Raw genomic sequence first — 25899 nt, forward strand, 5'->3', positions numbered from 1 at the left:
TTCAGAGGTGGTCGGGTGCGTCGATGCCGAGCAGGGACAGGCCGCCGGCCAGCACCGCCCCGGCCGCTTCGGCAAGCGCGAGCCGGGCACGATGGGCGGCCGAGGGTTTCTCCTCACCACGAGGAAGAACGGCGGGAAGCAGCACGAGCGTGGCGTCGGCCAGCCCGACCAGATGCCGGGCCAGCCGAGAGGGAGCGGCGAGATCGAGCCCCGCCGAACCGACTCCCGAACCGGTCGTGGGACCGACTCTCGAATCGGCTGTCGAACGGCCTGCCGAACCGCCTGTGGGACCGACTGTCGGACCGATTTGCGGAGTCGCCGTGACGGCGGTGGCGAGGACGCGCGGATAGTCCGCGAGAAAGGTGACGAGACCGGCGGCGTCGAACGTGGTGGAACCGGCGGATGCGGAGTCACCGAACGCGGCGGAGACGGTAGGGGCAGTGGAGGCGATGGAGGCAGTGCAAGCGGTTGGGGCGGTGCACGAGGGGTCGTCGGAGCCACCGGGGCCACCGGCTTCCGCCGATCCCCCCGGCTGGAGGTCCGGATGCCCGGGCTCGGCGGAGAACCCGAGGTCGGCGGCGTTCCGGCGCACGGCCCGGGTGCGGGCGTGGGCGTAGCGGACACGGAAGAGGGGATTGCCCTCGCGCTGGACCAGATGGTCGGCCGTGATGCGGGGCCGGTCGTGCGGCGCGGGATGGAGCAGCGCCCAGCGGGCGGCGTCCAGACCGAGCGGAGTGGGGTCCTCGGGAGCGGGAACGGGCCGAAGAAGGGTGGGCACCCCGGAGGCCTGGTGCCCGTCATGACCGAGGCGGTGACTGCCGTCGTCGTGCAGCACGGCGACGGGACCGGTGTGGGGCCCGACGCCGTCGCGCGGGTGGCCGCGGACATCGCGACGGTTGTCGTGACTGACGTCGACGCGGCCGCCCTGCGTCCCGATGATCCGCGCGAGCACGTCGGCGAGAACCTCGGCCCGCACCTCGTACGGCACACGCACCTCGAAGACCTCGCCGGCGAGGACGTCGGTGTGCCCGTACCGCAGGCCCTCGCGCCGGATCCGCCGGACGAGACCGAAGACGGCGGAACCGTCGAGACTGATGTTGAGGAACCCGGGCCCGCTGATCTCGACCCCCGAGACGCCCTCGGCGTCCATCAGATACGGCCGCAGAACCTCGGCGACGTGCAACGGGGACTGCCCGGCGGGGCGGGCCAGCTGCAGGGCGATGTTGGTGGCGTAGTCCCCCGACCCTCCGGGCCCCGGCGGCGTGACCACCGCACGCGCAGGAACGACCACGCTGAGCTCACCGTCGTCAACAGCACGACGCACCGCGCGCAGCACGGTACGGGAGAGCTCGACGGGGGTCACGGGACCAGCGTATGGGAGGAGGGGGGTGGGTAGGCGAGTCGGTTTGACAAGGGTCCGAGATGTGGACGCCGAACGATGCCGAGGAACACCGACGTCCATAGGTGCCCCCGGGCCCCGACGAACGCCAGGAACCGTCGGGGACGGCCAGGGACGGTCAGGGGAAGCGAACGACAGGGAGGCCAAGAAACCTCCGAACGACCGAAGCACTGACCCGCCCCCATACAACAGCACGCGCCACCTGCCGCCCCCTTCAACCTGACTCGACGGTCGCGTCGCTGCCCTCGGGGGTGGTGGCATCGAAGCTGGTGGCCCGGGGGCCAGCCGCAGGAAACATCCACCGGCCCCACAGAGCCCTATTCGCCACCGACCGCAGGCCCCCCAGTCGCCTCGTGCCGCCCCCCGCCCTTCCCCGCTCCCACGCCTTCCCCGGCCCCGACTGCGGCCCCCGACCCGGGCCCCAGCCCCCACCGCACCCCGAGACCCACCCCGACAGGCCTCCCCACTTCTCCTTCTCCCTCGCCCTCGCCGGCTGCCCGCCCGATCAACGTCCGCACGACGGAGACCAGTTCGGCGGGCTCGAACGGCTTGGGGAGGAAAGCGTCGACGCCCACTTCGAGGCCGGCCTCGACCTCGTACTGCGTACAGGCGCTGATGATGGCAAGGGGCAGATCACAGGTCCGGGGATCGGCACGCAGCCGAGCAGCGGTGCGCAACCCGTCCAACCGGGGCATGACTACATCGAGGGTTACAAGATCGGGCCGCACCTGATGAACGACATCAAGACACTCGGCACCATCGGACGCGGTCACGACCTCGAGGCCCTCCAGCTCGAGATTGACCCTGATCAGCTGCCGGATCACCTTGTTGTCGTCCACAACAAGCACCCGGCCCGACGCGCCTGACACAACTCGAGAGTAGGTCGGCACCGGCCACCGCGTCCGGGTTTTCCCCACTTCCACCCCGTGCGGGCGACCCGGCCCTCCACGCCCCCGCAAACCCGTTCCTGATCACCCCGAGCGAGCTGGTAGTGTTCTACCCGTCGCCGCGAGCAACACCTCACGACCGACACGCCCCCGTAGCTCAGGGGATAGAGCAACGGCCTCCGGAGCCGTGTGCGCAGGTTCGAATCCTGCCGGGGGCACCTTGGATTAGGTGCCTAAAGACCCCGCCACCAGCGAGAACGCTGAGGACGGGGTCTTCGCGTATGTGCAGGCAGATGCAGCCCGAAGCGGCCGTATGTCGGGGTCCGTGGACGAGGCGTGGACGGGATCTTGGAGCATCGCCGCAGGTCGCCGAACGCTTTCCGACGACAGGGCGACTGGCACGCCCCCGGTCGTGAAGTCTGCGGCACCCGACTGCTTGGCGCCGACATGACGGACTGGTCGCAGCTCAAGCACGCCTACGGCACGGCAGAAGACGTCCCCCGTCTGCTCGACAGGGTGAGCCAAGCCCCGAACGGCTCAGACTGGTCCGAGCTCTGGTCGCGCCTGTGCCATCAGGGCACCGTCTACTCGGCAAGCCATGCCGCCTTGCCGGCCCTACGAGACATGGCGCGCCAGTGGTCGCCTGCGGACAGGCAGCAACCACTCTTGCTGGCCGGCGCCATCGCGGCCAGCACCGACCAGCCATATGGCGAGCAGGATCCCCACGTGGCCTACGCGTCAGAGATGTCCGACCTGCTGCAACTGACTGAGGAAGCTCTCCGGGATCCGAGCCTGAGTGATGACCCCGGAACTTACGTCTACTTGCTCGCCGCACTCCTCGGATTCGAGGATGTCCCGGTTTGGGGCGAACAACTCGACGGCCTGAACGACGACGAATACGAAGTGCCCTGCCCCGCGTGCAGCGCCGAGAACTTCATAGCCTTCGGTGAGTACGGCTTCTTCTCAACCACGGACAGCATGTACATGAATGAGACCGCGGCAAAGAAGATCCCTCTTCAGCCTGCAGACTCCTCAGCACTGGAGGGGCTTGCCCAAAGACTGCACAGTCGCGCGCTTGCCGACAACCAGCCCGATGTCGCGGGCAAGTTGACTTATCTTTTCGGCAAAGCGCAATGCGCCGAGTGCGACGCTGTCTTCAGCGTCGCGGATGCCGTTGCAACCCGCTGGGACGGGTGAACCGCTTCCGGCAGGGATGACTGACCCCCCGCTGAGACGGACTGCCTCAGGCCTGGCTCCAAGCCTGTCGATGGCGAGCGACGCTGTACACCTGCTCGACCTGTTCGGCCGTCAGCACCCCTGAAAGCGGCGCCAGTGCCGCCACCTGACGCTCCTGATACACGCGCACGCTGAGCTGGGTGGCGACCACTTTCAGATCGGTGACGCCGACGAAGACGAGCACCGGCTCCACCGGTACGGGGAAGCCGCAGTAGTGCTCAAGCACTCGGGCCACTCGCTTGGCCTCTGCCCGGCTCTTGCGTGCGTAGGGCGCCGGCTTTCCGTGGTCGACCTTCACGGAATCGTCGCCGACCCATACGGCCCTTCTGTGGTGGTGCTTTGTGTTGATGCTGAACACCCCGCCCGGCCCAATCAGCAAGTGGTCGACATCCACCTTGTCAGCCAGGGGAAGGGAATGCAGGACCCTCCAGCCATGGCGTGCCAGACGGTTCAGCTCGGCGCCCACCCTCTTCTCCCCCGCCAGCCCCTTGCGCCAGGAATCCCACTCTGTGCGGCGACGCAAGAGCTGTGAGACGAGCCGCTCGATCAGACCCACGCCGGATTTGTCGAGCAGGTCCCGGAGCGACTCACCAGGACGGTTGGTGGACAGGTCGTCGGCCGACGTCAAAGGCGGCAGCATCGGACGCGCTTCAGCCGCAGATGCCCGCTGCGGCATGACCGACTCGGAGTCGTTCCGTAAGTGGCGTGTCAGCACGGCACTCACGTCGTCGCGATACTCGGCGACCAGGATCGTAATGTTCCCTGTCCTGACGTCCGCCCAGGCGACCGCGGTGCCATCCGGCAGGTTCGCGTACAGACGATCCTGTCCGTACCGCTTCCAGCGCGTCACCCTCAGCTCCACGAGCCCCCCTCGTCCGCTCTCGGCTCGAAGCATCGCAGCAGGTAGCGCTCAAAACGAGAGAGGCCCCGGACAAGATGCCCGGGGCATTGGTGGGTGCAGGGTCTCTCACTCGTATTCGCGCAGGAGGTCCTCGATACGCCGGTTGGCGACGTCCTGCCGTCCGTCGAGACACTTCGCGTAGCGGGTCAGCAGGACCTCGACACTGTTGCCGGCACGCTCGGCCACCTCGGTCGGGTCGACACCGGCATTGAGCCAGGTCGACAGCGCCGAGTGTCGAAGGTCGTATGGCCGACTCGCGAGCGGCGAGGAGGCGGCGGCCGGTGGAAGCGCGAGGAGCCGGGCCTCCTGCCACACGCGGTAGTAGGTCGAGGACGGGACGACCGAACCTTTCTCGCTGAAGAACAGGCGCCCGTCGTCCGCCGTGCCAAAGGTGGCCAGGTGCTCACGGAACACGGCGACGAGGTGAGGCGGAATAGGTACCCACCTGACGTCCTCGGTCGGCCGGTTCTTCAGCCCGCGGTCATCGTGGGTCTCCCCAGAATCGGTCCACTGCTTGCCGACCGACGGGCGGGTTCGGTGGAGCAGCGCCGAGCCCCAGCCCTGCTCCGGGAGGATCAGGTCCGTCTCCGCGAGGCCGACCGCTTCAGCCGGCCGAAGGCCACCGAAGTACATCGCGGCGAACAGACCCACGAGACGACGGCCGCGGGCACGCCGGTATCCGCCCACGTAGGAGACGGCCGCCAGGAGGTTGCGAGCCTGCTCCGGGTTGGCGACTACGCGCGGGTCCACCTGATTGGACACCTTCGGTTTCTGCCAGCGAACCGCCGTGATGGGGTTCTCGCGCAGCTCCCCCAGGTCAACCGCATAGTTGGCGGCGTTGACGAGCGTCCGACGCTTGCGCCGCACGGTCTCTGCAGCTGCCGCCGTGCCGTCGAGCTTGAGCTTCAGCGAGTCGAGGACCACGCGGGCCGTGGCGGGCTCAGCAAGATCGGCGAGCGGTCGGGAGGCCTTGGACACCCAGTGCAGAACGTTCCGCACGTCGTCCGGGACTTCCCGGTCGTCGGGCCCCGGCAACACGAAGGCCCAGTTGCGCAATGCTTTGCGGATCACCTCATCGGACGGCCGTCCGGCACGCTCGTCGAGGAGCTCCAGCGTCACGCTGGTGAGGGATTCGTTGATGCCGTCCCTCGTATTGGGGGCGGCATGGGGCCATTTCATGGCGAGGTATCTGAGAGCGAAGGCGTACCACGACAGGGCCGACTTCTTCTCTTCCATCGAGGCCGGGAGCCCCGACTCCGTGTCGAATTCCTCGCCGTCGCGCATCGCACGCATGAGCTTCGTGCGGAAGTGGTCGGCGAGCGCCTTCGTGCGGAATGACTCCGAGAGCACATTGCCGGCAACGGACCAGCGGACACCGTACGAGGGCGTTTTGGTGTCCCGCTTGCGAACCGCCCAGACCTTCACGTCAAGGGACTTCACGCCGCTGCCTCCAGCTGTCGAAGCCACGTGGTGAAGTCGCTCCGCCATACCCGGAGCTCTCCGTTGGGCAGCTTGAACGCGGCCGGCCCGTATCCCAGCTCCCGCCAGCGGTAGAAGGTGCGGCGAGAGACGCCGCCCAGCTCGTCCAGGACCTGGCGAACGGTCATCAGCTCGTCGCGACGGGCGTCCATGTCGGTTCTCCTTCCGTTCCGGGGGCGGGTTCGAGGGATGCGGACAGCCAGGCTTCGGCGCGGGAGAGGCCGGTTCCGGCGAAGACCCAGTGCGAGAGGACGAGGGTCGTTTCCGTCGGCTCTGTCTCGACCACCGGGGCGACCTGTTCGCGTCGCCAGTCGGCGCGGGCGGTACGCAGGGCGCCGAGGGTGGTGGAGTAGCGGCGGGACTTGGTGGAGAAGTGGCCGCGGAAGCCGAGCATGTGCGCCCAGGCGCGTAGGCGGAGCTCGGCGAGCTCCGGGCGTGCGCCGAGGGTCCAGGCGACGCGGATCATGCGTCGGGCGTGTTCGGAGATGCGTGCCTGGGCGAGCTCGGCGAGGAACTTGAGCGGACGGTCAAGAGTGCCGGTCGCCGTCTCGGCACCCTTGGTCGCGTACTTCGCGATGTACGAGGCGACGGCGCGCTCGGTGAGGTCCTGGCCGTCGTCGAAGTCGGCGGATCGGATCGTGCGGACGTCGAGTTGGGGGCCGAAGGCGAAGGTATGGGCGCGTCCATCGATGGTCGGGCCGTCGACGCGGGCGGCGGTGGCTGCGGCCTGGATGGCGTCGGTCAGGAGCTCTGCCGTCGCCCAGGCGGGCGGTGAGGTGTCTCCGCCTTCCGGGCCGTCGATACGGATGACCGCGTGGAAGTGCACGGCACCGCGCTTCTGATATTCGGCGACCTTCGCGAAGGAGACCCGGGCGTGGTCGCGGAAGGTGCGTTGGGTGAGGCCGGCGCGCTTGGCGATCTCCCGGCGGAGGTAGATCGAGAAGCGCCGCCAGAGGTGCCCGGCGTGGGCGTTCCAGAGCACGGCCGCTTCGTAGTCGTACCGGTCCGGATCGAGGGGCGTGCCTAACGTGCTGTCGTTCTCGTCGTGGCGGGCACCGCAGCGGCAGGGGCGTCCGTCGGTGCGGCGGTTGTGGACCGGGCCGAAGCCGGGGGCGGTGAAGGTGGCGAAGACGCGCGGGTGGGTGGCGACCTGGTCCGAGGTGCCTTTGCCGCCGCGTAGTCCGGCGGTGATCAGGTGGTAGGTGTCGCGGCGGTAGGTCTCGGCGCAGGCCGGGCAGCGGGTCGCGCGGCGGTTGTTGCAGCGGATGAGGAGTTGGCCGGCCGGGAGCGCGGTCGAGTCGAGGTGGTGCAGGGGGCGGCCGATCTCGCCGGTTGTCGTGTCGACGGCGTATTCGGTGCGGTGGCCGTCGAGGCGGACAGGGCGGGTGCAGCCGCCCAGGCCGGAGAGTTGGCGGGCCAGCTCAGGCATGGTGCCGAGAGAGGCCAGCATGGAGAGTTCCGCCAGCGGGGGCGGAGTCTGCCGGGTAATGATGGGTGTTCCTTTCGGCTGTTTCGGCGGTTGGGAGGGACGGCCCCGGGGCGGCGGGATGCTTGGCGGCGTTTGCCGCCCCGGCGGCCGGTCAGCGCCTGTTGGCGTTGTTGAGGAGTGAGCGCAGGACCACGGCGCCGATGGCCACGGACATGGCCGTGATGGCGACGGCCGCCAGGAGCGCGGTGAGGACGACTCCGCCGATGAGGAGGGCGGCGACCGGGCCCGCGTAGGGGCTGAGCGAGCGGCCGGCGGCGGTCGGAGCCGGGTTGTGCTGGTGCTGCTGCGGGATGAGGGTCGGCGGCGGAGTGGGGACGTCGGGCAGCTTGGGGCGGAACATGGCGGAGCTCCTTTCAGCGGTTGTCGCCGTTGACGACGCCGACCCCGGAGCGGGTGCCGGACTCGATGGCGGGGGCGAGGAAGGTGTGGGAGAGCCAGAAGCCGAAGAGGGCGATCACGACGGCGACCCACATGCGCACGCCGAGGAACTTGATCGCGGCCCAGGCGATGACGCCCAGGACGAAGACGAGCGGGAGCGAGACGGTCACGGGGTCTCCTCAGCGGACGCGGCAGCGGTGGGTACGGGCGGCGAGCTCGGCGGCGGCGCGGGTGTCGAAGTCGTTGGAGAAGCCGCAGCGCGGGGCGGTGCAGACGGCCGTGTGCTTCTCGCGGCCGCGGCCGTCGTAGGCGGTGCCTACCTGGACGGGTCCGATGCGGACGACTCGGCGGAAGCGGCGGTTGGCGGGCATCAGGGCAGCTCCTTCGGTTCGTCGTGGTTCTCGCCGGTGAAGTCGGCGACGTGATCGAGCAGCCAGCGCCGGATCTCTGCGCCCTCGTACTCGTCGGCGGTGAGGATCACGGGTTCGGCGATGAGCATTGCTTCGGTGAGGCGGTTCTGACGGGTCAACTCGGCGGCGCGGTTGAGCGTGCGGAGCGTGGACGGGCGCAAGGTGGAGAGTCCTCCGAGATCAGGTGAGTTGTGCGGCGATGGCTTCGGCGAGCGTGAGCGGAACGCCGAGGCGGGTGCGAAGGGTCGGGGTGTCGATGTCCGTTCCGGTCCGGGTCCGGTGGTCGTCGGCGACCTTGCGGGCGAGGGCGACGAGGGCGGGCGGGACGGGGGCGGCTGCGGGCTCCGCGGCCGGCCGGGGAGCGGCGACGGGCAGCTCAGGGGCGGTCGTCGTGACGGGCGTGGCGGGTGTCTCGTCCTGGTCCGACACCGGCGCCTCGTCGCGATCGGGGGTGCCGTGCGCGAGGAGTGTTCCGCCGAGGAAGGCGACCGCGGGCCATCCGGCGACGAGGATGCGCAGCCAGGCCGGGACGTCGCCGAGGTCGAGCAGGCCGGCGGTGGCGACGTTCGCGCCCAGCGACGCGACCAGGGCGACGACGAACCAGCACCAGCCGGCGGCTTTCGCCGTACCGGAGCGCAGCCGCCGCCAGGCCGCAACGAGGAGGAGGTCAACGCTGATCGGATAGGCCCACGCCTTCCAACCGTCCTGCCCGGCCGCCGCAGCGAGGTCGTGCAAGTGGGCGAAGGAGAGCGCCGCGGCGATGGCCGCTTGGACCAGGACGGGGTCAATGCGAATGCCGGAGGTGCGCATCGATCAGTCCCCCGGTGTGCCGGAGGCGAGGCGCGCGGTAGGTACCGGTTCGGGGTGGTCGAGGGCGACAGGCGGGACGTACGGCCGGAAGGGCGTGAGCGCCGGAATGTCCGGGGCGAGGTGGGCCGTCTCGCGGCAGGTGGCCGCAGCAGCGGCAAGGGACAGGTTCGGGGTGCGAATGCGGGACCAGCCGCCGGACGTGTCACCGGCCACGGCCAGGCCCGGCAGCTCGGCGGCGATGGCGCAGGAGGCGTCGACCGCTTCGGGGGCGATGTCCCCCAAAGCCATCTTGGCCGAGGCTTCGTCGTTGACGCGGTGACAGACACGGCCGGTGAGTTGGGCCCTCAGCATGGTCGCGCCCTTGCCAAGTTCCGCGCCGAAGCGCTGGCCGCAGACCTCCAGGTAGATGCCGGCCGCGCGGCCGAGCTGGGCGAGGCGGATGAGCTGGGTGACCATCTCGTCCCGACGCTCCTCGTCCTTGCGGGATGCCACGAGGAAGAGTTCCGCCACCTCGTCGACGAACAGCACGATGGGGGTGGGCCGTTCGCTCTCGGGCAGGCCCCAGATGTCCGAGGTGATCTCCTCGTCGCAGGTACCAGGAGCGATGCCCTGCCGAGCCTTGATGAGGTCGTATCGGTTCTCCATTTCCTTGACCAGGACGGGCAGCAATTCAGCGGCCTCATCCGGGTCCGTGGCGAGCGCGGCGAAGCGAGCGGCGAACGGGGCCAGCTCGACGCCCCGCTTGCAGTCGATGCCGGCCAGGGCGACGGGTTGTCGGGCGAGCCCGGCAACGAGGTTCCGCAGGTACATGGACTTGCCCGACAGCGTTGCACCAAGGACGAGTCCATGCGGGGCGGCGCGGTAGTCCCGTAAGAACGCCGTAGCGTCCTCCCTTAAGGCCACCGGCACCTTGAGGAACCCGCCCTCAGTCCGCCGAGGCATCCGCACCTTGCGCAGGACGTCGAAGCCGATGAGACGCAGTTCGACGACACCAGGCTTGACGTCCTTCACGTACACGCCGTGCACGCCCCAGGCGTGGCGGAGTCGTTCCGCCGAGGCTGCGACGTCGGCCGGTTCCTGGCCGGGAGCGAGGCGGAGCCGGACGCGTAGGCCAGTCGCAGTGGGCCGGATGACGCCCCGCCGAGGCGGGACCGGACGGATCTCTCGCCGAGTGGTCGCCTTGATGGCCAATACCCGCAACCGCGAGGGCTCGACGGTCAGACCGCAAGCGTCCATGGTCGAGGAGTACGAGGCCAGCAGCCGGGCCACCGAAACTGGCAGCCCGACCGTGGACCAGTACGCGGCCGGGTTGGCGTGCCGGACGTAGGCCGCGCCGCCTATCGCAGCGAGGGGTGCGCCCAGCTCGGCCAACGTGCTCAGGTCCGTCACGACGATCAGCCCGCCTGAGCGACCGGGACCGGGAAGGCACCCGGCGCGATCGCGGTAGCGCGGTAGGCGATGCCATGCCGCTGCTGGCCGTTGAACACGCTCTCCCACGGCCGGGCGATGAGCCCCGGCAGGGAGACGGGAGCGCCGACGGTCAGACCCTCCGTCACACCGCTTTCAGGAACGGTGACCTGGATGAGCGACGAGTCCCCCTCGTCGATGAAGACGACGCCGACGGTCATCAGCGCCTCACCGCTCACGGCGTCCTTGGCGATCTCACCGGTCTGCCGGTCACGCACCTTCGGCGCCGGCGCTTCGGTGAGCAGGATCGTCGCGGTCGAGGCGTCAACGCGGATCACACGCACAGAGAAATCTCCTTCTGAGATGGATCAACCCGCCACCTGACAGGTTGACTTAGCAAGATTGAAACTAGAGTTGCCAAGTTGACTTGTCAAGTCAGATCAGTGGCCAACTCGCCCGGAAAAGAGGCTCAGTTCAAGCGATACGTGTCTTCGAGCTCCTGGCCATCGGCAGGAAGCACCACGTCGGACACCTGAAGCGCCTGGCCGGCAGCATCACAGGCGACGACCAAGACACTGAGAACGGGCACGCCACCGGGCAGGCCGAGGAGCTCGGCTTCACCCGCGTCAGGCATCCGAGCCGAGACCCGTTCCGTCACGTGATCGAAGCGGACCTTCTTCCGGCCCTCAAGATGTTCCCGAAGGCCCACACCGAGCGGTTCGGAGCTCCCCAGCTCGGTACCTTCGACGAGGCCGGCGGGAAAGTACGAGGAGATGAGTTCGACCGCCTCCCCGTCCTCTTCAACCAGGAACCGGCGCATCAAGACCTCAGCACGATGCGGCAACCCGAGCAGAGAAGCGACACGCGCCGGAATCGGCACTTGGTCGACTACAACCAGACGTCCAGGACTCTGCGACTCGTCACGCTCTAGTACTTCCCGCCCACGGCGGTCCTTCTGCTCAACGACGGCCGGCCGACCGCGCACGATCGTCCCGTATCCCTGCCGGGACTCCAGCCAGCCGTCTCGCTTCAACAACTCAAGGGCGCGCACGACGGTCGGCCGGGACATGCCGAAGGCCTGCACCAGTTGATTCTCACTGGGCACCTTCGAGCCCGGAGGGTACGTGCCGTCCTCGATGCGGCCCTGGATCGTCTGGGCGAGGCGTACGTACTTGGGTGCCTCCACTTCATACGCCATGAACGCCGCCCGTCGGGATTGGCCAAGTCAACTGGTCAACCAGACTAGCGAGTAATCCGATGGCGCAGTACCGGGTGTCCGCTCCCGCCTCAGGAAGGCCAGGCATCGGCCATCACGAAGGAGACGACCGTTCCACCGAAACGACTGGGCCCACATTGCCAGGAGTCGGAGATCGAATCGACGAGGAGCAGACCACGTCCGTGCGCGTCGGCCGCGTCTGGCCGCCGTAGCCGCACCCTCGCCGGGAAGCCGGCGTTGTGCACCTCGACCTTGAGCGAGGCGCCTTCCCGAAACCACTCCACTCGCACCCGCCAGACCTCGTCCGACTGACCGTAGAGGATGGCATTGGTGACCAGCTCCGAGATCATCAGCACGCAGTCGTCGACCGAGCAGGCCGGGTTGTACGGGGCGATGAACTTGCGGAACCAACGCCGTGACAGGGCCGCGGACTCCGCTACAGGGTACAAGGTCATCGCCCCCAGTCGCGGCGAGTCCTCAGAGGGATAGCGATCGATCATGTAGGCCATCCGTGCTCACTCCTTGCCACTACCGTCGCAGTCGAGGCAGCGCCGTTTTGATGCGGCACGGGCGCGGTCGCTGACGACGGAGAGCGCCAGAGCAGAGCGCGAGCTGACCCGCTTCCAACCCCGACCACGGCATGCCCGGCAAGCTAAGTGCCCGCCCCGAACCGACCCCTGACTCGTCACAACCGCACCCCCTTCTGAAGTGGCCTTAGCCACTGAATGGATAGTGGCATTGGCCACTTGGGCGATGCAAGCCGTTCGCTGAAATGGCGCGATTTCTCAGGTGAGGGGGTAGCCCTGCTCGAACGCCCAGCGCTGCGGCGGGTAGGTGGCCTCGGCGAACTCCAACGGCCGGTCCTGCAGATCGAAGACGACGTGGTGCACGACCAGGACCGGCGAGCCGGGGTCGAGTTGCAGGTCCGCCGACTCCTCGCCGGTCGCCTGCCGAGCACACATGCGGTCCTCGGCGTAACTCCCCTGCCGCCCAGTCGCGTTCTCGACGTACATCAGTGTTCCCTCCTGGATCCGCTCCGGGTCCAAGAGCTTGGGCGCCCGCTGCCCGACGTCAGGCGCGAACCACGATGTGGAGAGCGTGATGGGCCCGTCCTGGTTGTTGGTCACCCGTCGGCGGTGCACCGCCCGACGATCCTTCACCAGTCCCAGCGCCTCAGCGACGTAGTCAGGAGCGTCCAGCCAACCGGCCGACGTGATGACGGCGTATTCACCAGGCGTGTAGATCTTCCCGGTCTGCCGGGCCCGCCCGTACAACTCCCGCGCACGTCGATTCACTTCGAGACTGCGCACATACGTGCCCGACCCCTGCCGCTTCTCGACGAGCCCCTGGTGGCTCAGCGCTTCCAGGGACCGCGCAGCCGTCGGCCTCGACACCTTCCAATTGGCCGCAAGCTGCCGTTCCGAGGGGACCTCGTCCCCTGGCCTCAGGTCGCCCCGAAGGATCTGATCGCGGATGTAGTGAGCGATCTGGAGATACTTCGGCTGCGCCTCTTCGATCTGAGGCATGTCCCCTCCTCGTCCAAGTGGCTATGGCCTCTAGCCACTATAGGGTGGGTGGCCAGACCCCGAGCCCGTAATGTTGAGCACATGACGCGGTTGATCGTCGCAGCAGGAGGAGGGGGCGACGCAGTCGCCGCCGCAATGCTTGACGCCGCCTTGTACGGCGACGACGGCCAGGCGGTGATCCTCACGTACGCGTGGGACCGCCTGTTGGTCGACCCGGTGCCGGGCCCCCGAGCCCCTTCCGACTTCACCGGCCTACAGCAGCTCACCAAAACCGTGTGGTCAGTGCCGGCTGCGGCCCGCCCGATCGCCCCGGCAGGATCCACCCTCCCCCGGCTCGCCGCGGAGCTCCCCCATACCTTCGCCCTGATCGACCCGCGCCATGGCGCCGAAGGCGTAGCGCGCCAACTCGAAGAGCTGATAGCCCTCTTGGCACCGACCTCAGTCGATCTCCTGGACGTGGGGGGAGACATCCTCGCGCGAGGCGACGAACCGACCCTTAAGAGCCCTCTTGGGGACGCTCTGACTCTGGCCGCCTGCTGCCAGGTGAACGCTCCTGTGCGGCTCCTGGTGGCCGGCCCCGGCTTGGACGGCGAACTCCCAGCCGATGAGGTACTCAGCGTGCTCGGTCCTCTGGTCCACGGGTTCGCCCTGAAAGACACGGGACCGGTGAGCGGCGTTCTGGAGTGGCATCCCTCCGAGGCCACGGGAATGCTTGCTGCGGCAGCACGAGGGGCGAGGGGCGTCTGCGAGGTACGCGACGCCGGACTCCTCATCCCACTCACCGATGACAGCCCTACAGTGCACGAAGTCGACATGGACGACGCTCTGCACCGCAACCAGCTGGCCCGCGCGGTCCTGTCGACCACCAGCTTGTACGAGGCCGAAACCCACAGCCGGGAGGTTTGCGGCTACTCGGAGATCGACTACGAACGCAACAAGGCCGCCTGGCTCAAGGACCAGCCAGCGGTGAAGCTCGATCCGGACACCGTGCTCTCCGAGCTCGATGCGTTCGAGGACGAGGCCCGAAGCCGCGGAGTCACCCACACGACCTTCCGCCACTTGACAGAGGCCCTGAACCTGAGCGGCACCCAGCGAGACGACCTACGCCAGCTACTCATCAGCAGCCGACCGGAGCGGTACTGTGCACCGCTTTGGAGCATTCCAGCCGCGACTGAGTAACAACCTTCTTCACGGGTTCAAGGCGGCTCGCTCCGCTCCCCGCGCGCGACCCGGCCCCCGGCCGGGCCTGCGCTCCTGTCTCCGCCCCGCTCCAGCCCGACCGGCGCCCGCGCCGCGCGCACTCTTACCGTAGAAGGGGCACGTCGTGGCTGGGGTGGTCTGCTCCACGGCTTACGGAGCCACTTCGACGCGAGCCTCGAAGATCATGGCCTCAACGTCGTGCTTTACCGGGCAGGTCCACAGACTGCCAGACGTGCCGGAAGCTTACGGGGCCCTGATGACTCGCGCCAAAGCAGCGCCACCCCAAAGCCGCTCCTCCGAGCATGTCTCGGAGAAGGGGCTCATCAGATGCCAAGGCAGCACCATCTCAAGTCCGGACATCACCCGTACGCACCACTCAAACGATGACTGTTGCAGTGAACCGAGACCCCCCATCACTGTAGCCAAGGGTCCGTCTGACCTGGTATTTTGCCGAGACTCCGCCGCTAGCACCGACCCTCATGAGCCCGCCAGTTTGGTTGACCGCAACGGCGTGGCTGTGTACGCTGGCGAAGACTCAGTGCGGGACTTAGGGCCCGCTTTAACGGAGGGGCGACTTAGGTCGCCCCTTTCGCATTTTGCAGCGCTCCTAGGCCAGTGGTGAGCTGGTGGCAACCCAAACCGGCCCCTTGGGTTTGAGCCCAACCTGCGCTGCGGCAATCCGCTGACCTGGCCGAACCTTCTGGTCAGTGTTGAGAAGTCCCCGCTGGCCTGAGCCATCAGCAGCCAGAGCACCACCTCGCGGAAGCGCCGAAATGACTCTGACCACAGTAACCACGTCGGGGTCGAAGGAGCGTGCAGCACAAAGTCGAGGCAGCCGCCCCAAGACCTTGCCGGTCGCCCTATGTACCAAAACCACCTCTCCCGGAACGACGCCGCCCTGAGGGAAGTGGGGGCGCTCAACTGCACCGCCACTACGCTTGACACACAGCCCCATTGGCGCTGCGCGCTGAGTGACGGTCGCCGTGTCCCAGGCAGGCGTCTGCGCCGGCTGAACGTTGCACACCAGCCTGGGGAACGCTCCTGCCGGAAACTCCACGTCCACGGGATACAACGAAACCGATCTTCCCCTGCCGGGGAGACGCACCCCTGTCACAGCTGTTCCCCTGAGACCCGTGACGTGCTCCAAGAAGACTTGAGCCCCAGCCTGCCTTACAGTCCAGTGTTGGGCAGCCCCCGTGTAGAGCATTGTTGCGAGTTCCTCACGAAGGTCATGTCCACTGGCCCCTCGGGAGCTTGCTGTCATCTCCGCGTAGGCGTGTGGGCCGAGCAGCAGATAGGGGTGCGGCCGGTGCTGAACCACGTCGAGGGCTCCGACGAAGATCGGAACTTGGGACTCGACCGCGTAGTCGACCGCTGGCTGAAGATCAATGTCTTTGCTCAAAACAAGGATGGCCTGGACGCCAGAACGGCCGTAGGCGATCTCGTCGACGTATCGAGTAATCCTCACGCAACAGGAACTGTCGACCATCTTTTCCTGGACTGGGCCACTCGACTTCTTGTGCAGCTCACCCAGGAGTACCTGACCACCGTCGGCGAGCACCTGCTGCCGGTAGCGATCGTTAACAGCATGCTGCCGCGCCAAGGCTTGCCGATCCCTGGACCTGGCAACAGCCAGCCCGACATGGATCTCCTGCACATCGAAGCCATAGCGAGCCATAGCCGCGCGCACCCCCGGGACAGATGGGCACGCCGGGACGCCCAGCGCCTCTCCGGCCTGGTGAAACACGTTGCGGCTGTCCACAACGGCCGCTGCGACAACCGCCAACGTAACTGCCCTCCAGTCCACTCTGACTCAACACAGGGTACACCCAGCCGACGACGTCTCAACGAAGTTCCCGTCTGCGTTGTAAGTTAGCCCTATGCGCCCAGATCAGATTGCGTCGTCCCGCTTCGGCGAGCTCCAGCACGACGAGGAGGGCGACTTCTGGTGGTTCGACCCAGCACCGATGCCTCGGGAGCTGGACCTAGAACCAGAGACTCAGCTCGCCCTATCTGACGCCGACGCCGCACTAGGTCGCCTCTCTGGGGTGGGCGGCATGCTCCAGGAGCCACGCCTACTCTTGCGGCCCTACGCAGTCCGAGAGGCGCTGGCCAGCGCTCGCATCGAAGGTACCCAAGCCAGCCTTACCCAGGTATTCCAAGCTCAAGCCGCACAGAGCAGCACCCATCAGGAAGTAGAAGAGGTAGCTGCCCATATCGATGCCCTTGAAAAAGGACTCGAACTGGCGGCCACAAACGTGGACATAGCGCTCGTCCTCCGAGTCCATTCCATGCTTATGAGAGATATTCACGGCAAGGAACCCGGCCGCAGGAGAAAGGTGCCAGTTTGGCTAGGATCGCCAACTGCCCGACCGGAGACAGCAGTCTTTGTTCCACCTATCGGAAAAGCTCTCGACCGAGCTCTCGCCGACTGGGAGGATTTTCTACTTTCACCGCCCAGGATGCCCATCTTGATCAGGGCGGCTCTGCTCCACTATCAACTACTTACCATTCACCCCTTCCTCGACGGGAATGGACGAGTTGGCAGGATGTTCGTACTCCTGTTTCTCAGGCATGAAAATAGGGTGTCCGTCCCCCTACTTTACGTCAGCCCGTACTTCGCTTCTCGCCGCCGCGAGTATTATGATCGCTTGCAGGCAGTCCGAGAGCGAGGAGAGATTCAGCAATGGCTCCAGTTCTTCCTAACAGCAGTTGCAGCACAGGCAGAAGACGGAGTTCTTCGCGCCCGCCGACTGCTTGACTTGCGCGAGAAGTACCGGGCAGAGCTGAGTGGAAGCCGCAGTCGAGCAACGGACGTAGTGGAAACCTTGTTCACTAACCCCGTGATCACAACTGGGCTGGTTCGTGAAAATCTTAAGGTAACCAATCAGGGGGCACTTAATCTGATTCGATCTCTTGAATCCCGTGGATGGCTCTCACCTATCGGGACGACGGGAAGAGGGGGAGCGAAGTTGTGGCTAGCCAATCAAGTATTTTCCATTATTTCAGGAGATGAGGTTCTCCAGGAAGTGAAGGAATAGATTCGGAGGTTGGTTCTCCTAGAACGGGCGAACCCGTCGCACCGTGGTTGCCAGGCCGCTGTAACTCGGTGCGTGCCTTGCCGGCGCATGACGCCACTTAGCCCAGGGAGACCATCGCTCATCGCGATCCCAGGGCAAGGCCACCTTCCCTGGATCACCGCAGGTACGAGATGCAAGACTAGGCGGGCCCGCAAACACCTGCGAACTATCGCAGCAGGTGAGAGCCCAAGGTCGAGTCCTCCCCCAAATTGCTGCGGGACGAAGCAGCCGTTGCCCAAGGCCTCGCCACCACGGTTCCGCCGTCGCAGCTTGCTCTGGTCGACGACACAAGCCGGTAGCGTGGCTGAGGCCGGTGGGGGTGCGGCGAGGCATACGCGTGCGTGGCCGGCCGACGCACCCGCCGTCGTGGCTGACTGTCGTCGGCTGAGGTTCGCGCCGGTGGCGTGCCTGATGCAGGGGGCAGCCACGGTCAATGAGGGTGCCCTGTGGTTCAGTTGCGGCAAGCCGCAGCGGGTATCGAAGGCCCAAAGCAGCCGCCCCGCTCCCCCGCCTCTCCCCTGAAGCGGTTGTCGGAGAAGATCGTGCAGCTCGTCACTCGCGGACGAAGCGTCCCAGCCGTGGGAGGCCTGGCTTTGTCCACGAGTACTCTCGTGGACAAAGGCCAGAGGCCTGGGCGCGCACTCGTATCTTGCTGGTATGTGGGTGCCGAACTCGGCCGTCACCCACGCGCTAGGGGATCAACAGCGTGGCTCGGCGGCGGTGGCCCCAGGACCCATCGTCGACGAAGCGGCCGCGGTCATAGCGGGGGCGGTGTCGTGCTTGTTGTTCCACACGTAGTACGGCAGTCCTAGAAGAGCTCCGTCCGGGTGCTAGGGCCTTCGCCGGTGTAGATGCGGAGGGTGGCGCGGCCGGCCAAGCGCCGGTCGAAGGTATAGGTGTAGCCGACCTCGTTTTCCAGTCCCTCTCGCTACGCGGAGGCTGTCGTACGACGATGCATTGCTGATGCGATCAGCAGTGACTAGCGGTACGAATGGGATGTATGAGGTTGCCGTGGCGTGACACAGCCGATTTCTCACCCGGCCGCGGCCGCCCTGCGGGAGGCCCGGACTGGAAGAAGGCGGCCGAGGAAGTCGGCCTCCGTGAGCGATGGTGGCGTCGCCTCCATTGGAAAGCATGGGGCGCTGTAGTTGCTGCCATAGCTGCAATAGGAACCTTGATCTTTACCGGCGTCACGACCATCTACCAGGCACGCGTCTCTTCCAATCAACTCCAACAGGCCCAAGAGGACTCTGCGCTGCGACAGCGCGAACAGGCAGCCCATGTCACCTTTTGGGTCGATCACGCTACAGGTCGACCACAGCTTCACATCAAGAACGGTTCCTCCGACCCCGTCTCTTTTGTGCTCACAGCTTTCCTCCTACAGGAGGTCGGATTCGTCATGCCCTTGCAGGGGCTCGCTCCATGCTCTGAGGCAGTACTCGACAAGTCGATGCTTAGATACCCTAAACTCGGCTATAAGCCGGTTCCATCAGGGGCCACCTTGCAGGAAGTTGCTCTAGCATTTACCGATAGCAATGGGAGGCAGTGGATTCGCACACCGAAAGAACTTGAGCCGTACCCAAAGGACTTCAACATCACCACACTGCTTGGGAAGATCAGGCGGCCCATGGGCTGGGCGGCGGAAGGCCCTGCGGTGAAGACCTCTTCCTGTCAGTGAGGCTGTCCTTAATGCTCACACTGAGGTGAGCCTTCTCAGCCGACAACACCCGTGACAGCGACGGCTGAGGCCTATGGTCGATATCCAAACGAGACGGCATGCCCTCCGTGGCTGCTACTTCAAGCCTCGGAGCACAAACTACTCGTCCGCCTCGCCACGTAGGACATAGCCTAAGCCAACTGCTGATGAGGCAGAGACAGCTTCCCCGACAGGAGCGGCTCGAGGTAATTAACAGCAAGCCATCCCACGGCGTTGACGCACACCGCGTCACCGAATCCCATGAGGGCCTGGTTCGTTCGCGTAGGGAGTTTGTAGTCGCCGGCGCCCATCAGGCAGGCGTACTCCCGAGGGGTCATCCAGCGAGCCTGCAGCGGCTTTCCTTGTTCAATTCGTACCACTGCTTGTTTGGAGGAGCCGCCCCCAGTTGTACGCAAGCAACCAGCAATGTCGTCCGCGCGGATCTCCCACGCCGGTACCCCACCTCGGGTGCGCCTGTAAGCCGTTCGGTAAACGACCTCGCCGGTTTCTTCAAGTGCAGCAATACGGTCCGACTGGACGGGAGACAGCTGAGCGCGGAACTTTTCCATTCGCTGTTCGTCCCACCACAGCTCATGTGGAACCTCGGGATTCTTCTTGACGAGTTCCGTCCATCCATGGCTGGAGTGCTGCGGCGGGCTAGGAAGTGCTGCCCGGTGAGTGGTTAGGCTTTCGTCAGCAAATACGCTATCCAGCCAAGCTGGACGCAAAAATTTATCCCTAGCATCCGGGTCTTCTTCCAAAGGAACTTCAAGGGTTCCCACAAGAAAAAGTCGAGGACGCGACTGGGGAACCCAGCTGCGCGCATCCAGAGTCAGAACATCTACCGAGTAGCCTAGACCGTTCAGCTCCTCGATTGCCGCACGCAGGTCCTTTCCGCCATGACTAGTAGCAAATCCATTTACATTCTCCAAGGCCACGACTTGCGGCTTGTCGGGACCCAATTTCCGCAAGATGTCAGTGAAGTTCCAGAAAGTCCCCGAGTGCTTTCCCGCTAGCCCCTTGCGTCCGCCAGCCAGGGAGAGATCGGTGCATGGGAAGGAAGCCCACGCAAGTCCGAGGTCCCTGGGAACGCCCATCTCGTCAATGGTCTCTGCGACCGCTTTGATGTCAGCGAGCTTGTAGTGCTCTTGAGCGGCCTGCCCGAAGTGACCGACGTACATCTCCTGCTTGTCGGAGGACAGATCGTTGGCCCAGACGACATTCAAGCCCGCCCGCTCGAGGCCGAGTCGCGCCAGACCGATTCCCGCGAAGAACTCTGCCACCGTGAAGGTGCTGGTGGTTGCCCTCTGGGGGGCTTCGGCAGCCGCAGGGGCGGGAAACAGAGTTAGATCGGGCGCTAGAGTCACGGGATGGATCCTAGAGCACGCTCCCTCGACAGCTTCAGTCCTGAGCATCCTTGACACCGCCGATGCCGAGTCGGGGCCTGACAGGTCTCCTGAGCTTGATGGCGACGTACCACGAGCCGTAGAGCCTCCATCTGGCTCCGAAACGCTGCCTCTAGCCCTCCGGCGGTCTGAGACGGGACTCACGTCGCCCAACGGCAGGTCCAAGTGATCGGACACGGCTGACTCCTACGTCTGGACAGGTTGTTTCACCAGCACAGCGGCGCATGGCACCACGACCAGGCGGCGCTCAAACGATCACCAACATAGCCGCAGCCACTGACAATCTGCCCTGGTCGCCGACGAGGGTTCAGAGCCGACCATAATGAACTCGTGACTGATCCGGGCGAATCGTGGGCTTCAAACGCAGGTGTACGGGCCAGCATGCAGGCCAATCGCAGCCGGGACACCCGCCCGGAACTCGCCTTGCGTCGCGCGGTGCACAGTCTCGGGCTCCGCTACCGCGTGGCCGCTAGACCGCTGCCGGCTCTGCGCCGCACCGCCGACCTCGTCTTTCCCCGCCAAAAGGTTGCCGTCTTTCTCGACGGGTGTTTCTGGCACGGTTGCCCCGAGCACCATACGCGAGCGGCTCGTAACTCCGAGTACTGGTCCGCGAAGGTGAACCGCAACCGTGAGCGTGATCTGGACACCACAGCGCGGTTGACTGAAGCGGGGTGGCTCGTGATCCGCGTCTGGGAGCATGAGAACCCCGCAACAGCAGCGCTATCCGTGGCGGAGGCAGTCCGCCACCGTCGCGCAAGCGAAGGCAAAGCGAATCAGTCGAGGTCTTCTGAGGGCAGCTGAGCTCGGTGCTCCTGGAGAACTGTTCCCACCAGTCCCTCCACGTCGATAGCGGCAGCGTCGGGCTCCGGCCGGCCTTCCACGAAGGCAAGCCTGGAGGCCGCGAGGTGGGCCAAACGGACAGCCTGGATCACGAGCACTCGGCGCAACCCATCCGACACCTCGCCGCGCTCGTGCGCCACGGCTGCAAGGCGGGAGATCGTTTCAGCACGGCGCGCGATCCGAATATCTGGGTGTCCGCGTTCGCGGCGCGTTTCAGCACTGATCAGATCAAATCGCTCGGACGCTGGTAGCTCGACCCTCTGAGACCGCGGGGGAATTTTCTCGTTGAGAATCGCCTTGAAGCGGCTTTCCTCGATGGCCCGCAGGTAAGCCGAGTACTCGACTGCGTCCAGTTGTTTCTTAGCCTCCTTGTCATCTCCTTTCACTCCCTCAAACTCCCAGAGCGGCCACAACTCCATCTCGGCAACCTCGAAGACGTCCAAGATGCGCATCGCCACAGCGTCCGTTCTCTGGTTCGTCAGATGGCGACGGACGCGTACCCGGAGCTGTTCGTTTGTCTGCCCGACATAGATCGGCTCACCGTCGTAGTCATAGAAGGCATAACAGCCCCACTTGGCGTCGGCCCACTTTCTGCCCTGCGAGTCCTGTGCTCGCAGGGCGCTGGTGAACAGGTCACGGAAGTCTTGGACCTGTGGGGCCGGAAGGGCGGCGCGCGTGGGTCGCTTAGTCATGCAGTGGAGTCCTCAACGCTGGCAAGATCAACTGATTTGCGGCCGAGACTAGCCTCAGCTCCAGGCCGCGGACTAGGGGGCGTTCATGCATGGCATCGACCTGCCCGTCGTCGGGGTCACTGGGCGGCCACGGATGCCGCAGCGAGGGCAAGCCTGTGCCAGCCGCTCGCGGTCGTGGCCTAGACGTGGACCAGCACCGCGCGGCGGTCTGTTGTCAGCCTCCTGACCAGGCAAAACGCCGGTTGGGCAAGCGCCCTCCGGAGCCGTGTGCGCAGGTTCGAATCCTGCCGGGGGCACCTTGGATTAGGTGCCCAAAGACCCCGCCATCAGCGAGAACGCTGAGGACGGGGTCTTCGCGTATGTGCAGCCGTGTGCCGCTCGGAGCGGCCGTATGTCGGGTGCTGTGGACTATGCGTGGACTGGCTGCCGACCAGGAACCAGCAGGTCAGCCCCGGAAAACGACGAGGCCCCCGGACCGTGGTCCAGAGGCCATCATGCCGCAGGTGTGCGTGAGGGGCGTGTGGATCAGGGCCCGTCGCCGGGCTCGTCTACCTACTGGTGTTGTGCAAGAGGTCAGGGGTAGTCGATCGCAGTTTGGAATGATCAAGCGGTGAATGATGCAAGGCTGCCGGCCGCGGAGGCCGTTGAGTCACACGTCCGGGCGTTCTTCGTAGGGCATGCCGTGGAGGCCGTCGACTACGACCTCGGCCCAGAACGGCGAGCGGCACTGCCCGCTCTGCGAGTTCTCGTTGTGGAGCCCGGCCCTCGCAGCGACAGTTGGGCCTATGTGACCGCCGGGTGCTGGGCCTCGATGGAGCAGCACGGTAACGGCCTTGAGTTCGTCATGACCGCACACGTCCGCGACCAGCGGTTCATCGAGCTCATGGCGATGATTGCCTACTACCACTGCGGAGGGCATCAACTCGACCTGGAGCACAGCATGCCGATCGGTGAACCGTGGGTGCCGGGGTCGACCTGCGACCACCTGCTGATCAGCCTGCCCTATCTCCACGGCCCCGACCTCGAACACTGCCCGCTGCCTGGAGGACACGCCCGCATCCTGTGGACCCTGCCGGTGACCACCGCCGAAATCGAATTCCGTCGGCAACACGGACACGAGGCGTTGGAACAGCTCTTCGACGAGGCAGAGATCATCCCCACTGATCCCTTCAGAGCATCGGTCGCCTGAGCTCCGCATTTCCGGCGGTGACCGCTCTCAACCGGTTCCCCGCGGGTGACTGCCTCAGCAGCTCACTCAGCACACCAGAGATCATTTACGGGACAGCCCTGAGCAGGGGGACGCTTGGCCACCTGCTGAGAGCTGCCACAGGCATTGCTCTGCACGCCTTCACTCGGGACGCAGAGAAGCCCAACCTACTCACGTGAGTAGGTTGGGCTCAGGCGCTCCGCTGCTTCATTCTTCGCGGGCATCGTCCAGCAACTCGGCAATCCGACAGTTGGCGACGTCCTGCCGACCGTCGAGACACTTCGCGTAGCGGCTGAGGAGCACTTCGACGCTGTTGCCCGCGCGCTCCGCAACCTCGGTGGGGTCCACACCGGCGTTGAGCCACGAGGAGAGCGCCGCGTGCCGCAGGTCGTACGCTCGAGCGGCCAGCGGTGAAGCCACCTGTTCCGGCGTGAGCGCCAGGTGCCGAGCCTCGTCCCAGACGCGCCAGTACGTCGTCGAGGCGACCACTCCCCCGCGTTCGTTGGCGAACAGCCGGCCGTCCTTCGCCGTACCGAACTCCTCGATGTGGGTTCGGAGCATGCGCACGAGGCGGGGCGGAATCGGGACGATGCGGGTCTCGCTCGCGGGCCGGTTCTTGAGGCCGCGGTTGTCGTGCACCTCCCCCGTTCCGGTCCAGCGCTTCCCGACGGTGGGGCGGCTCTTCTCCAGGATCAGCGAGCCCCACCCGGTGTCCGGCAGCGTGCAGTCAGCACGCCGTAGCGCCACGGCTTCCGCCGGCCGCAGCCCACCGAAGTACATGCAGGCGAAGAGCGCGACGAGTCGGCGCCATAGAGTCGGGCAGACCGGTTTCCGTGTCGAATGCCTCGCCCTTTTGCGCAGCCCGGAGCAGCTTCGCTCGGAAGTTGTCGGCGAGCGCCTTGGTCCGGAAGGTCTCGGAGAACGGCGGGACGTCGCCGACCTTCCATCGCACGTCGTACGACGGCGTCTTGTACGGCCGCTTGCGGATGCTCCACACCTTCACGTCATGGGACTTCACGCCGCCTCCCCGAGTCCGTGAAGCCACGAGGTGAAGTCACTGCGCCAGAAGCGGAGTTCACCGTTCGGAAGCTTGATCGCCTCCGGAGCCTGTCCCAGTTCGCGCCAGCGGTAGAAGGTGCGGCGGGAAACTCCGCCCAGCTCGGCGAGGATCTGCGGAACGGTCATCAGTTCGTCTCGTCGGCGGTCCACGACGAGTCTCCTTCCGTGTCCGGGGTGTCGGGTCGCCGTGAGGTGGCGAGCCAGGATTCGGCGGCGGTCAGCCCGGTACCGGCGAAGCGCCAGTGCGACAGGACGAGGACGGTGTCCGGGTCCGGGAGGGGGTGGCCGGCCAGGGCCGCGCGTTCGCGGGTGAGCGCTTCGTTGTGGTCGGCGCGCTCCTGGCGGAGGGCCCCGAGGGTGACCGAGTACGCGCGGGACTTGGTGGAGAAGTGGCCGCGGAAGCCGAGCATGTGAGCCCATTTGCGCAGGCGGAGTTCTTCGAGTTCGGGGCGTGCGCCGAGGTGCCAGCAAGTCAGGATCATCTGACGGGCGTGGTCGGTGACGTCGGTGCCGATGAGGTCGATGACGGGGTTGCGGATCGGACGGTCGAGGGTGCCCGTCGCGCTCTCCGCGCCCTTGGTGGCGTACTTGGCGATGTATGCGGCGACAGCCCGGCTGGTCAGGTCGGTGGGTCCGGTGAAGTCGGCCGAGGCGATGGGGCGGATGTCGAGCTGTTCGCCGAAGCGGAAGGTGTGGGCGCGGCCGTCGAGGGTCGGGCCGGGCGCCTCGGCGAGCCGGGCTGCAGAGCGGATCGAGTCGCTGAGGAGTTCTGTCGTGGCCCAGACCGGCGGGGTGTCCTCGGCACCGTCCGGGCCATCGAGCCGGATCACAGCGTGAAAGTGGACGGCCCCGCGCCGCTGATACTCGGCGACCTTGGCGTACGACACCTTGAGGCAGTCGCGCAGCGCCGATCGGCCGATACCCGCGCGGGAGGCAAGCTGTTGGCGCAGGTAGGTGGTGAACCGGGCCCAGAGGGCACCAGCGTGCGCGTTCCAGAGGACGGCCGCACGGTAGTCGTAACGCTCCGGGTCCAAGGGCGTGCCGAGAGCGGGGTCGTCGTCCGGGTGGCTGCGTCCGCAGCGGCAGCGACCGCCGCCCGGTCGGTTGTGGACGGGCCCGAAGGACGGAGCAGTGAAGGTCGCGAAGACGCGGGGGTGTCCGGCGACGGCCGGGCCAATTCCCTTGCCGCCGCTCAGGCCGGCCGCGACGAGGTGGAAGGTGTCCTTGCGGTAGACCTCCGCACAGGCGGCGCACCGGGTTGCCCGGCGGTTGTTGCAGCGGATGAGGAGCTGTCCGGCGGGAAGGTCGTGGTCGAAGATCTCGCGGACGATTTCGCCGGTTGCCGAGTGGACGTCGAGGCGGTGGCCCTCCATCCGTACGGGCCGCTCGCAGCCGCCGAGCCGCTGAACCTGGTGTGCGTAGGTGCTGAGATCTCCGTACTGGGCGAGGGCGGCCAGTTGACGGATGGCTCCGGTGGGAGCCTCGGGGCGCATGTGCGGGTTCCTCCTTGGAGGGTGGGAGTTTTGGGCGGGCATCCCGGCCTGCATAGGGGGCTAGACAGCGCGGGCAGGCCGGGATGCT

At 66.3% G+C, this 25899-nt stretch carries 28 protein-coding genes, 2 tRNA genes and 1 pseudogene; 9 read left to right on the forward strand and 22 right to left on the reverse strand.

Annotation, left to right across the window (positions count from 1 at the left end):
- Position 1: 1 nt before the first annotated feature.
- Complete coding sequence (nrtL, locus tag ACZ7DE_RS00405) at positions 2-1363, reverse strand: ArgS-related anticodon-binding protein NrtL (protein ID WP_470756358.1); 1362 nt, start codon at positions 1361-1363, stop codon at positions 2-4.
- A gap of 353 nt (positions 1364-1716) precedes the next feature.
- A complete protein-coding gene (locus ACZ7DE_RS00410) occupies positions 1717-2238 on the reverse strand; it encodes a response regulator (RefSeq protein ID WP_470756359.1) in 522 nt (173 codons plus the stop codon).
- A gap of 194 nt (positions 2239-2432) precedes the next feature.
- Between ACZ7DE_RS00410 and ACZ7DE_RS00415 the strand changes: the two genes are divergently transcribed.
- Together ACZ7DE_RS00415 and ACZ7DE_RS00420 are read left to right on the forward strand one after the other, a co-directional pair.
- Positions 2433-2504: transfer RNA gene (locus ACZ7DE_RS00415), tRNA-Arg, on the forward strand.
- Between the two features lie 118 nt (positions 2505-2622).
- On the forward strand, positions 2623-3483 hold the full coding sequence (locus ACZ7DE_RS00420) for a hypothetical protein (protein ID WP_470756361.1): 861 nt from the start codon (positions 2623-2625) through the stop codon (positions 3481-3483).
- A 46-nt stretch (positions 3484-3529) separates the two neighbouring features.
- Here ACZ7DE_RS00420 and ACZ7DE_RS00425 read toward each other — a convergent pair whose 3' ends face one another.
- From ACZ7DE_RS00425 to ACZ7DE_RS00490, 14 genes are all read right to left on the reverse strand, one after another.
- Positions 3530-4417, reverse strand: a complete 888-nt coding sequence (locus ACZ7DE_RS00425; RefSeq protein WP_470756363.1) for a nuclease-related domain-containing protein — start codon at positions 4415-4417, stop codon at positions 3530-3532.
- A gap of 72 nt (positions 4418-4489) precedes the next feature.
- The gene (locus ACZ7DE_RS00430) at positions 4490-5863 is read right to left on the reverse strand and encodes a tyrosine-type recombinase/integrase (RefSeq protein WP_470756365.1); all 1374 of its coding nucleotides are present in this window, start codon (positions 5861-5863) and stop codon (positions 4490-4492) included.
- On the reverse strand, positions 5860-6054 hold the full coding sequence (locus tag ACZ7DE_RS00435; protein WP_132888890.1) for a helix-turn-helix transcriptional regulator: 195 nt from the start codon (positions 6052-6054) through the stop codon (positions 5860-5862). Before ACZ7DE_RS00435 ends, ACZ7DE_RS00430 begins: the two co-directional genes overlap by 4 nt.
- Entirely contained in the window at positions 6030-7352 is a 1323-nt protein-coding gene (locus tag ACZ7DE_RS00440) for a replication initiator (RefSeq protein ID WP_470756368.1), read from the reverse strand. Before ACZ7DE_RS00440 ends, ACZ7DE_RS00435 begins: the two co-directional genes overlap by 25 nt.
- A gap of 130 nt (positions 7353-7482) precedes the next feature.
- The gene (locus ACZ7DE_RS00445; RefSeq protein ID WP_470756370.1) at positions 7483-7731 is read right to left on the reverse strand and encodes a SpdD protein; all 249 of its coding nucleotides are present in this window, start codon (positions 7729-7731) and stop codon (positions 7483-7485) included.
- 13 nt (positions 7732-7744) lie between these two features.
- Positions 7745-7939 (reverse strand): hypothetical protein, encoded by a 195-nt coding sequence (locus ACZ7DE_RS00450; RefSeq protein WP_037680541.1) that lies wholly within the window; start codon positions 7937-7939, stop codon positions 7745-7747.
- Between the two features lie 9 nt (positions 7940-7948).
- The gene (locus ACZ7DE_RS00455) at positions 7949-8140 is read right to left on the reverse strand and encodes a mobile element transfer protein (RefSeq protein ID WP_069769931.1); all 192 of its coding nucleotides are present in this window, start codon (positions 8138-8140) and stop codon (positions 7949-7951) included.
- Positions 8140-8340: a hypothetical protein gene (locus tag ACZ7DE_RS00460; protein ID WP_334525545.1), complete on the reverse strand. Its 201-nt coding sequence runs from the start codon at positions 8338-8340 to the stop codon at positions 8140-8142. Before ACZ7DE_RS00460 ends, ACZ7DE_RS00455 begins: the two co-directional genes overlap by 1 nt.
- 19 nt (positions 8341-8359) lie before the next feature.
- Positions 8360-8989 carry a DUF2637 domain-containing protein gene (locus ACZ7DE_RS00465; protein ID WP_470756373.1) on the reverse strand — a complete coding sequence of 210 codons (630 nt, stop codon included), beginning with the start codon at positions 8987-8989 and terminating at the stop codon, positions 8360-8362.
- Positions 8990-8992: 3 nt separating this feature from the next.
- Positions 8993-10378, reverse strand: a complete 1386-nt coding sequence (locus ACZ7DE_RS00470) for an FtsK/SpoIIIE domain-containing protein (protein WP_470756375.1) — start codon at positions 10376-10378, stop codon at positions 8993-8995.
- Positions 10379-10383: 5 nt separating this feature from the next.
- Positions 10384-10740: an SCO3933 family regulatory protein gene (locus ACZ7DE_RS00475; protein ID WP_057603435.1), complete on the reverse strand. Its 357-nt coding sequence runs from the start codon at positions 10738-10740 to the stop codon at positions 10384-10386.
- Positions 10741-10865: 125 nt separating this feature from the next.
- The gene (locus ACZ7DE_RS00480; RefSeq protein ID WP_391040304.1) at positions 10866-11594 is read right to left on the reverse strand and encodes a GntR family transcriptional regulator; all 729 of its coding nucleotides are present in this window, start codon (positions 11592-11594) and stop codon (positions 10866-10868) included.
- An 89-nt stretch (positions 11595-11683) separates the two neighbouring features.
- Entirely contained in the window at positions 11684-12121 is a 438-nt protein-coding gene (locus tag ACZ7DE_RS00485; protein ID WP_470756378.1) for an ATP-binding protein, read from the reverse strand.
- A 276-nt stretch (positions 12122-12397) separates the two neighbouring features.
- Positions 12398-13138, reverse strand: coding sequence for a GntR family transcriptional regulator (locus ACZ7DE_RS00490; protein ID WP_470756380.1), 741 nt, complete (start codon positions 13136-13138; stop codon positions 12398-12400).
- A gap of 81 nt (positions 13139-13219) precedes the next feature.
- Between ACZ7DE_RS00490 and ACZ7DE_RS00495 the strand changes: the two genes are divergently transcribed.
- The 4 genes from ACZ7DE_RS00495 to ACZ7DE_RS00510 all read left to right on the forward strand — a co-directional run bounded on the left by ACZ7DE_RS00495 (position 13220) and on the right by ACZ7DE_RS00510 (position 19096).
- Positions 13220-14317: a DUF1152 domain-containing protein gene (locus tag ACZ7DE_RS00495; protein WP_470756382.1), complete on the forward strand. Its 1098-nt coding sequence runs from the start codon at positions 13220-13222 to the stop codon at positions 14315-14317.
- Positions 14318-15647: 1330 nt separating this feature from the next.
- Positions 15648-16214: a hypothetical protein gene (locus ACZ7DE_RS00500; protein ID WP_470756384.1), complete on the forward strand. Its 567-nt coding sequence runs from the start codon at positions 15648-15650 to the stop codon at positions 16212-16214.
- A 4-nt stretch (positions 16215-16218) separates the two neighbouring features.
- The gene (locus tag ACZ7DE_RS00505; RefSeq protein ID WP_470756386.1) at positions 16219-17379 is read left to right on the forward strand and encodes a Fic family protein; all 1161 of its coding nucleotides are present in this window, start codon (positions 16219-16221) and stop codon (positions 17377-17379) included.
- Between the two features lie 1213 nt (positions 17380-18592).
- On the forward strand, positions 18593-19096 hold the full coding sequence (locus ACZ7DE_RS00510; RefSeq protein WP_470756388.1) for a hypothetical protein: 504 nt from the start codon (positions 18593-18595) through the stop codon (positions 19094-19096).
- A 170-nt stretch (positions 19097-19266) separates the two neighbouring features.
- Here the strand turns inward: ACZ7DE_RS00510 and ACZ7DE_RS00515 are convergent, their stop codons facing one another.
- Positions 19267-20397, reverse strand: coding sequence for a DNA cytosine methyltransferase (locus ACZ7DE_RS00515; RefSeq protein WP_470756390.1), 1131 nt, complete (start codon positions 20395-20397; stop codon positions 19267-19269).
- Between the two features lie 453 nt (positions 20398-20850).
- Here ACZ7DE_RS00515 and ACZ7DE_RS00520 point away from each other — a divergent pair, with 453 nt between their 5' ends.
- Positions 20851-21321 (forward strand): very short patch repair endonuclease, encoded by a 471-nt coding sequence (locus ACZ7DE_RS00520; protein WP_470756392.1) that lies wholly within the window; start codon positions 20851-20853, stop codon positions 21319-21321.
- Here ACZ7DE_RS00520 and ACZ7DE_RS00525 read toward each other — a convergent pair.
- A complete protein-coding gene (locus ACZ7DE_RS00525; protein ID WP_470756394.1) occupies positions 21294-22052 on the reverse strand; it encodes a GIY-YIG nuclease family protein in 759 nt (252 codons plus the stop codon). The genes ACZ7DE_RS00520 and ACZ7DE_RS00525 overlap by 28 nt on opposite strands.
- A gap of 237 nt (positions 22053-22289) precedes the next feature.
- On the opposite strand from ACZ7DE_RS00525, the gene ACZ7DE_RS00530 reads away from it, so the two are divergent.
- Positions 22290-22348: transfer RNA gene (locus ACZ7DE_RS00530), tRNA-Ser, on the forward strand.
- 386 nt (positions 22349-22734) lie between these two features.
- A complete protein-coding gene (locus tag ACZ7DE_RS00535; protein WP_470756396.1) occupies positions 22735-23241 on the forward strand; it encodes a suppressor of fused domain protein in 507 nt (168 codons plus the stop codon).
- A 225-nt stretch (positions 23242-23466) separates the two neighbouring features.
- Here the strand turns inward: ACZ7DE_RS00535 and ACZ7DE_RS00540 are convergent.
- The 4 genes and pseudogenes from ACZ7DE_RS00540 to ACZ7DE_RS00555 form a co-directional block, all read right to left on the reverse strand.
- Positions 23467-24066, reverse strand: a pseudogene (locus tag ACZ7DE_RS00540) (tyrosine-type recombinase/integrase); the annotation flags it as partial.
- A complete protein-coding gene (locus tag ACZ7DE_RS00545) occupies positions 23987-24277 on the reverse strand; it encodes a hypothetical protein (protein ID WP_470756400.1) in 291 nt (96 codons plus the stop codon). The gene ACZ7DE_RS00545 and the pseudogene ACZ7DE_RS00540, both read right to left, overlap by 80 nt.
- Complete coding sequence (locus ACZ7DE_RS00550; protein WP_041669189.1) at positions 24274-24444, reverse strand: helix-turn-helix transcriptional regulator; 171 nt, start codon at positions 24442-24444, stop codon at positions 24274-24276. Before ACZ7DE_RS00550 ends, ACZ7DE_RS00545 begins: the two co-directional genes overlap by 4 nt.
- Entirely contained in the window at positions 24444-25811 is a 1368-nt protein-coding gene (locus ACZ7DE_RS00555) for a replication initiator (RefSeq protein ID WP_470756402.1), read from the reverse strand. Before ACZ7DE_RS00555 ends, ACZ7DE_RS00550 begins: the two co-directional genes overlap by 1 nt.
- Positions 25812-25899 lie beyond the last annotated feature (88 nt).

The organism is Streptomyces sp. NPDC037083 (genome assembly GCF_055606485.1).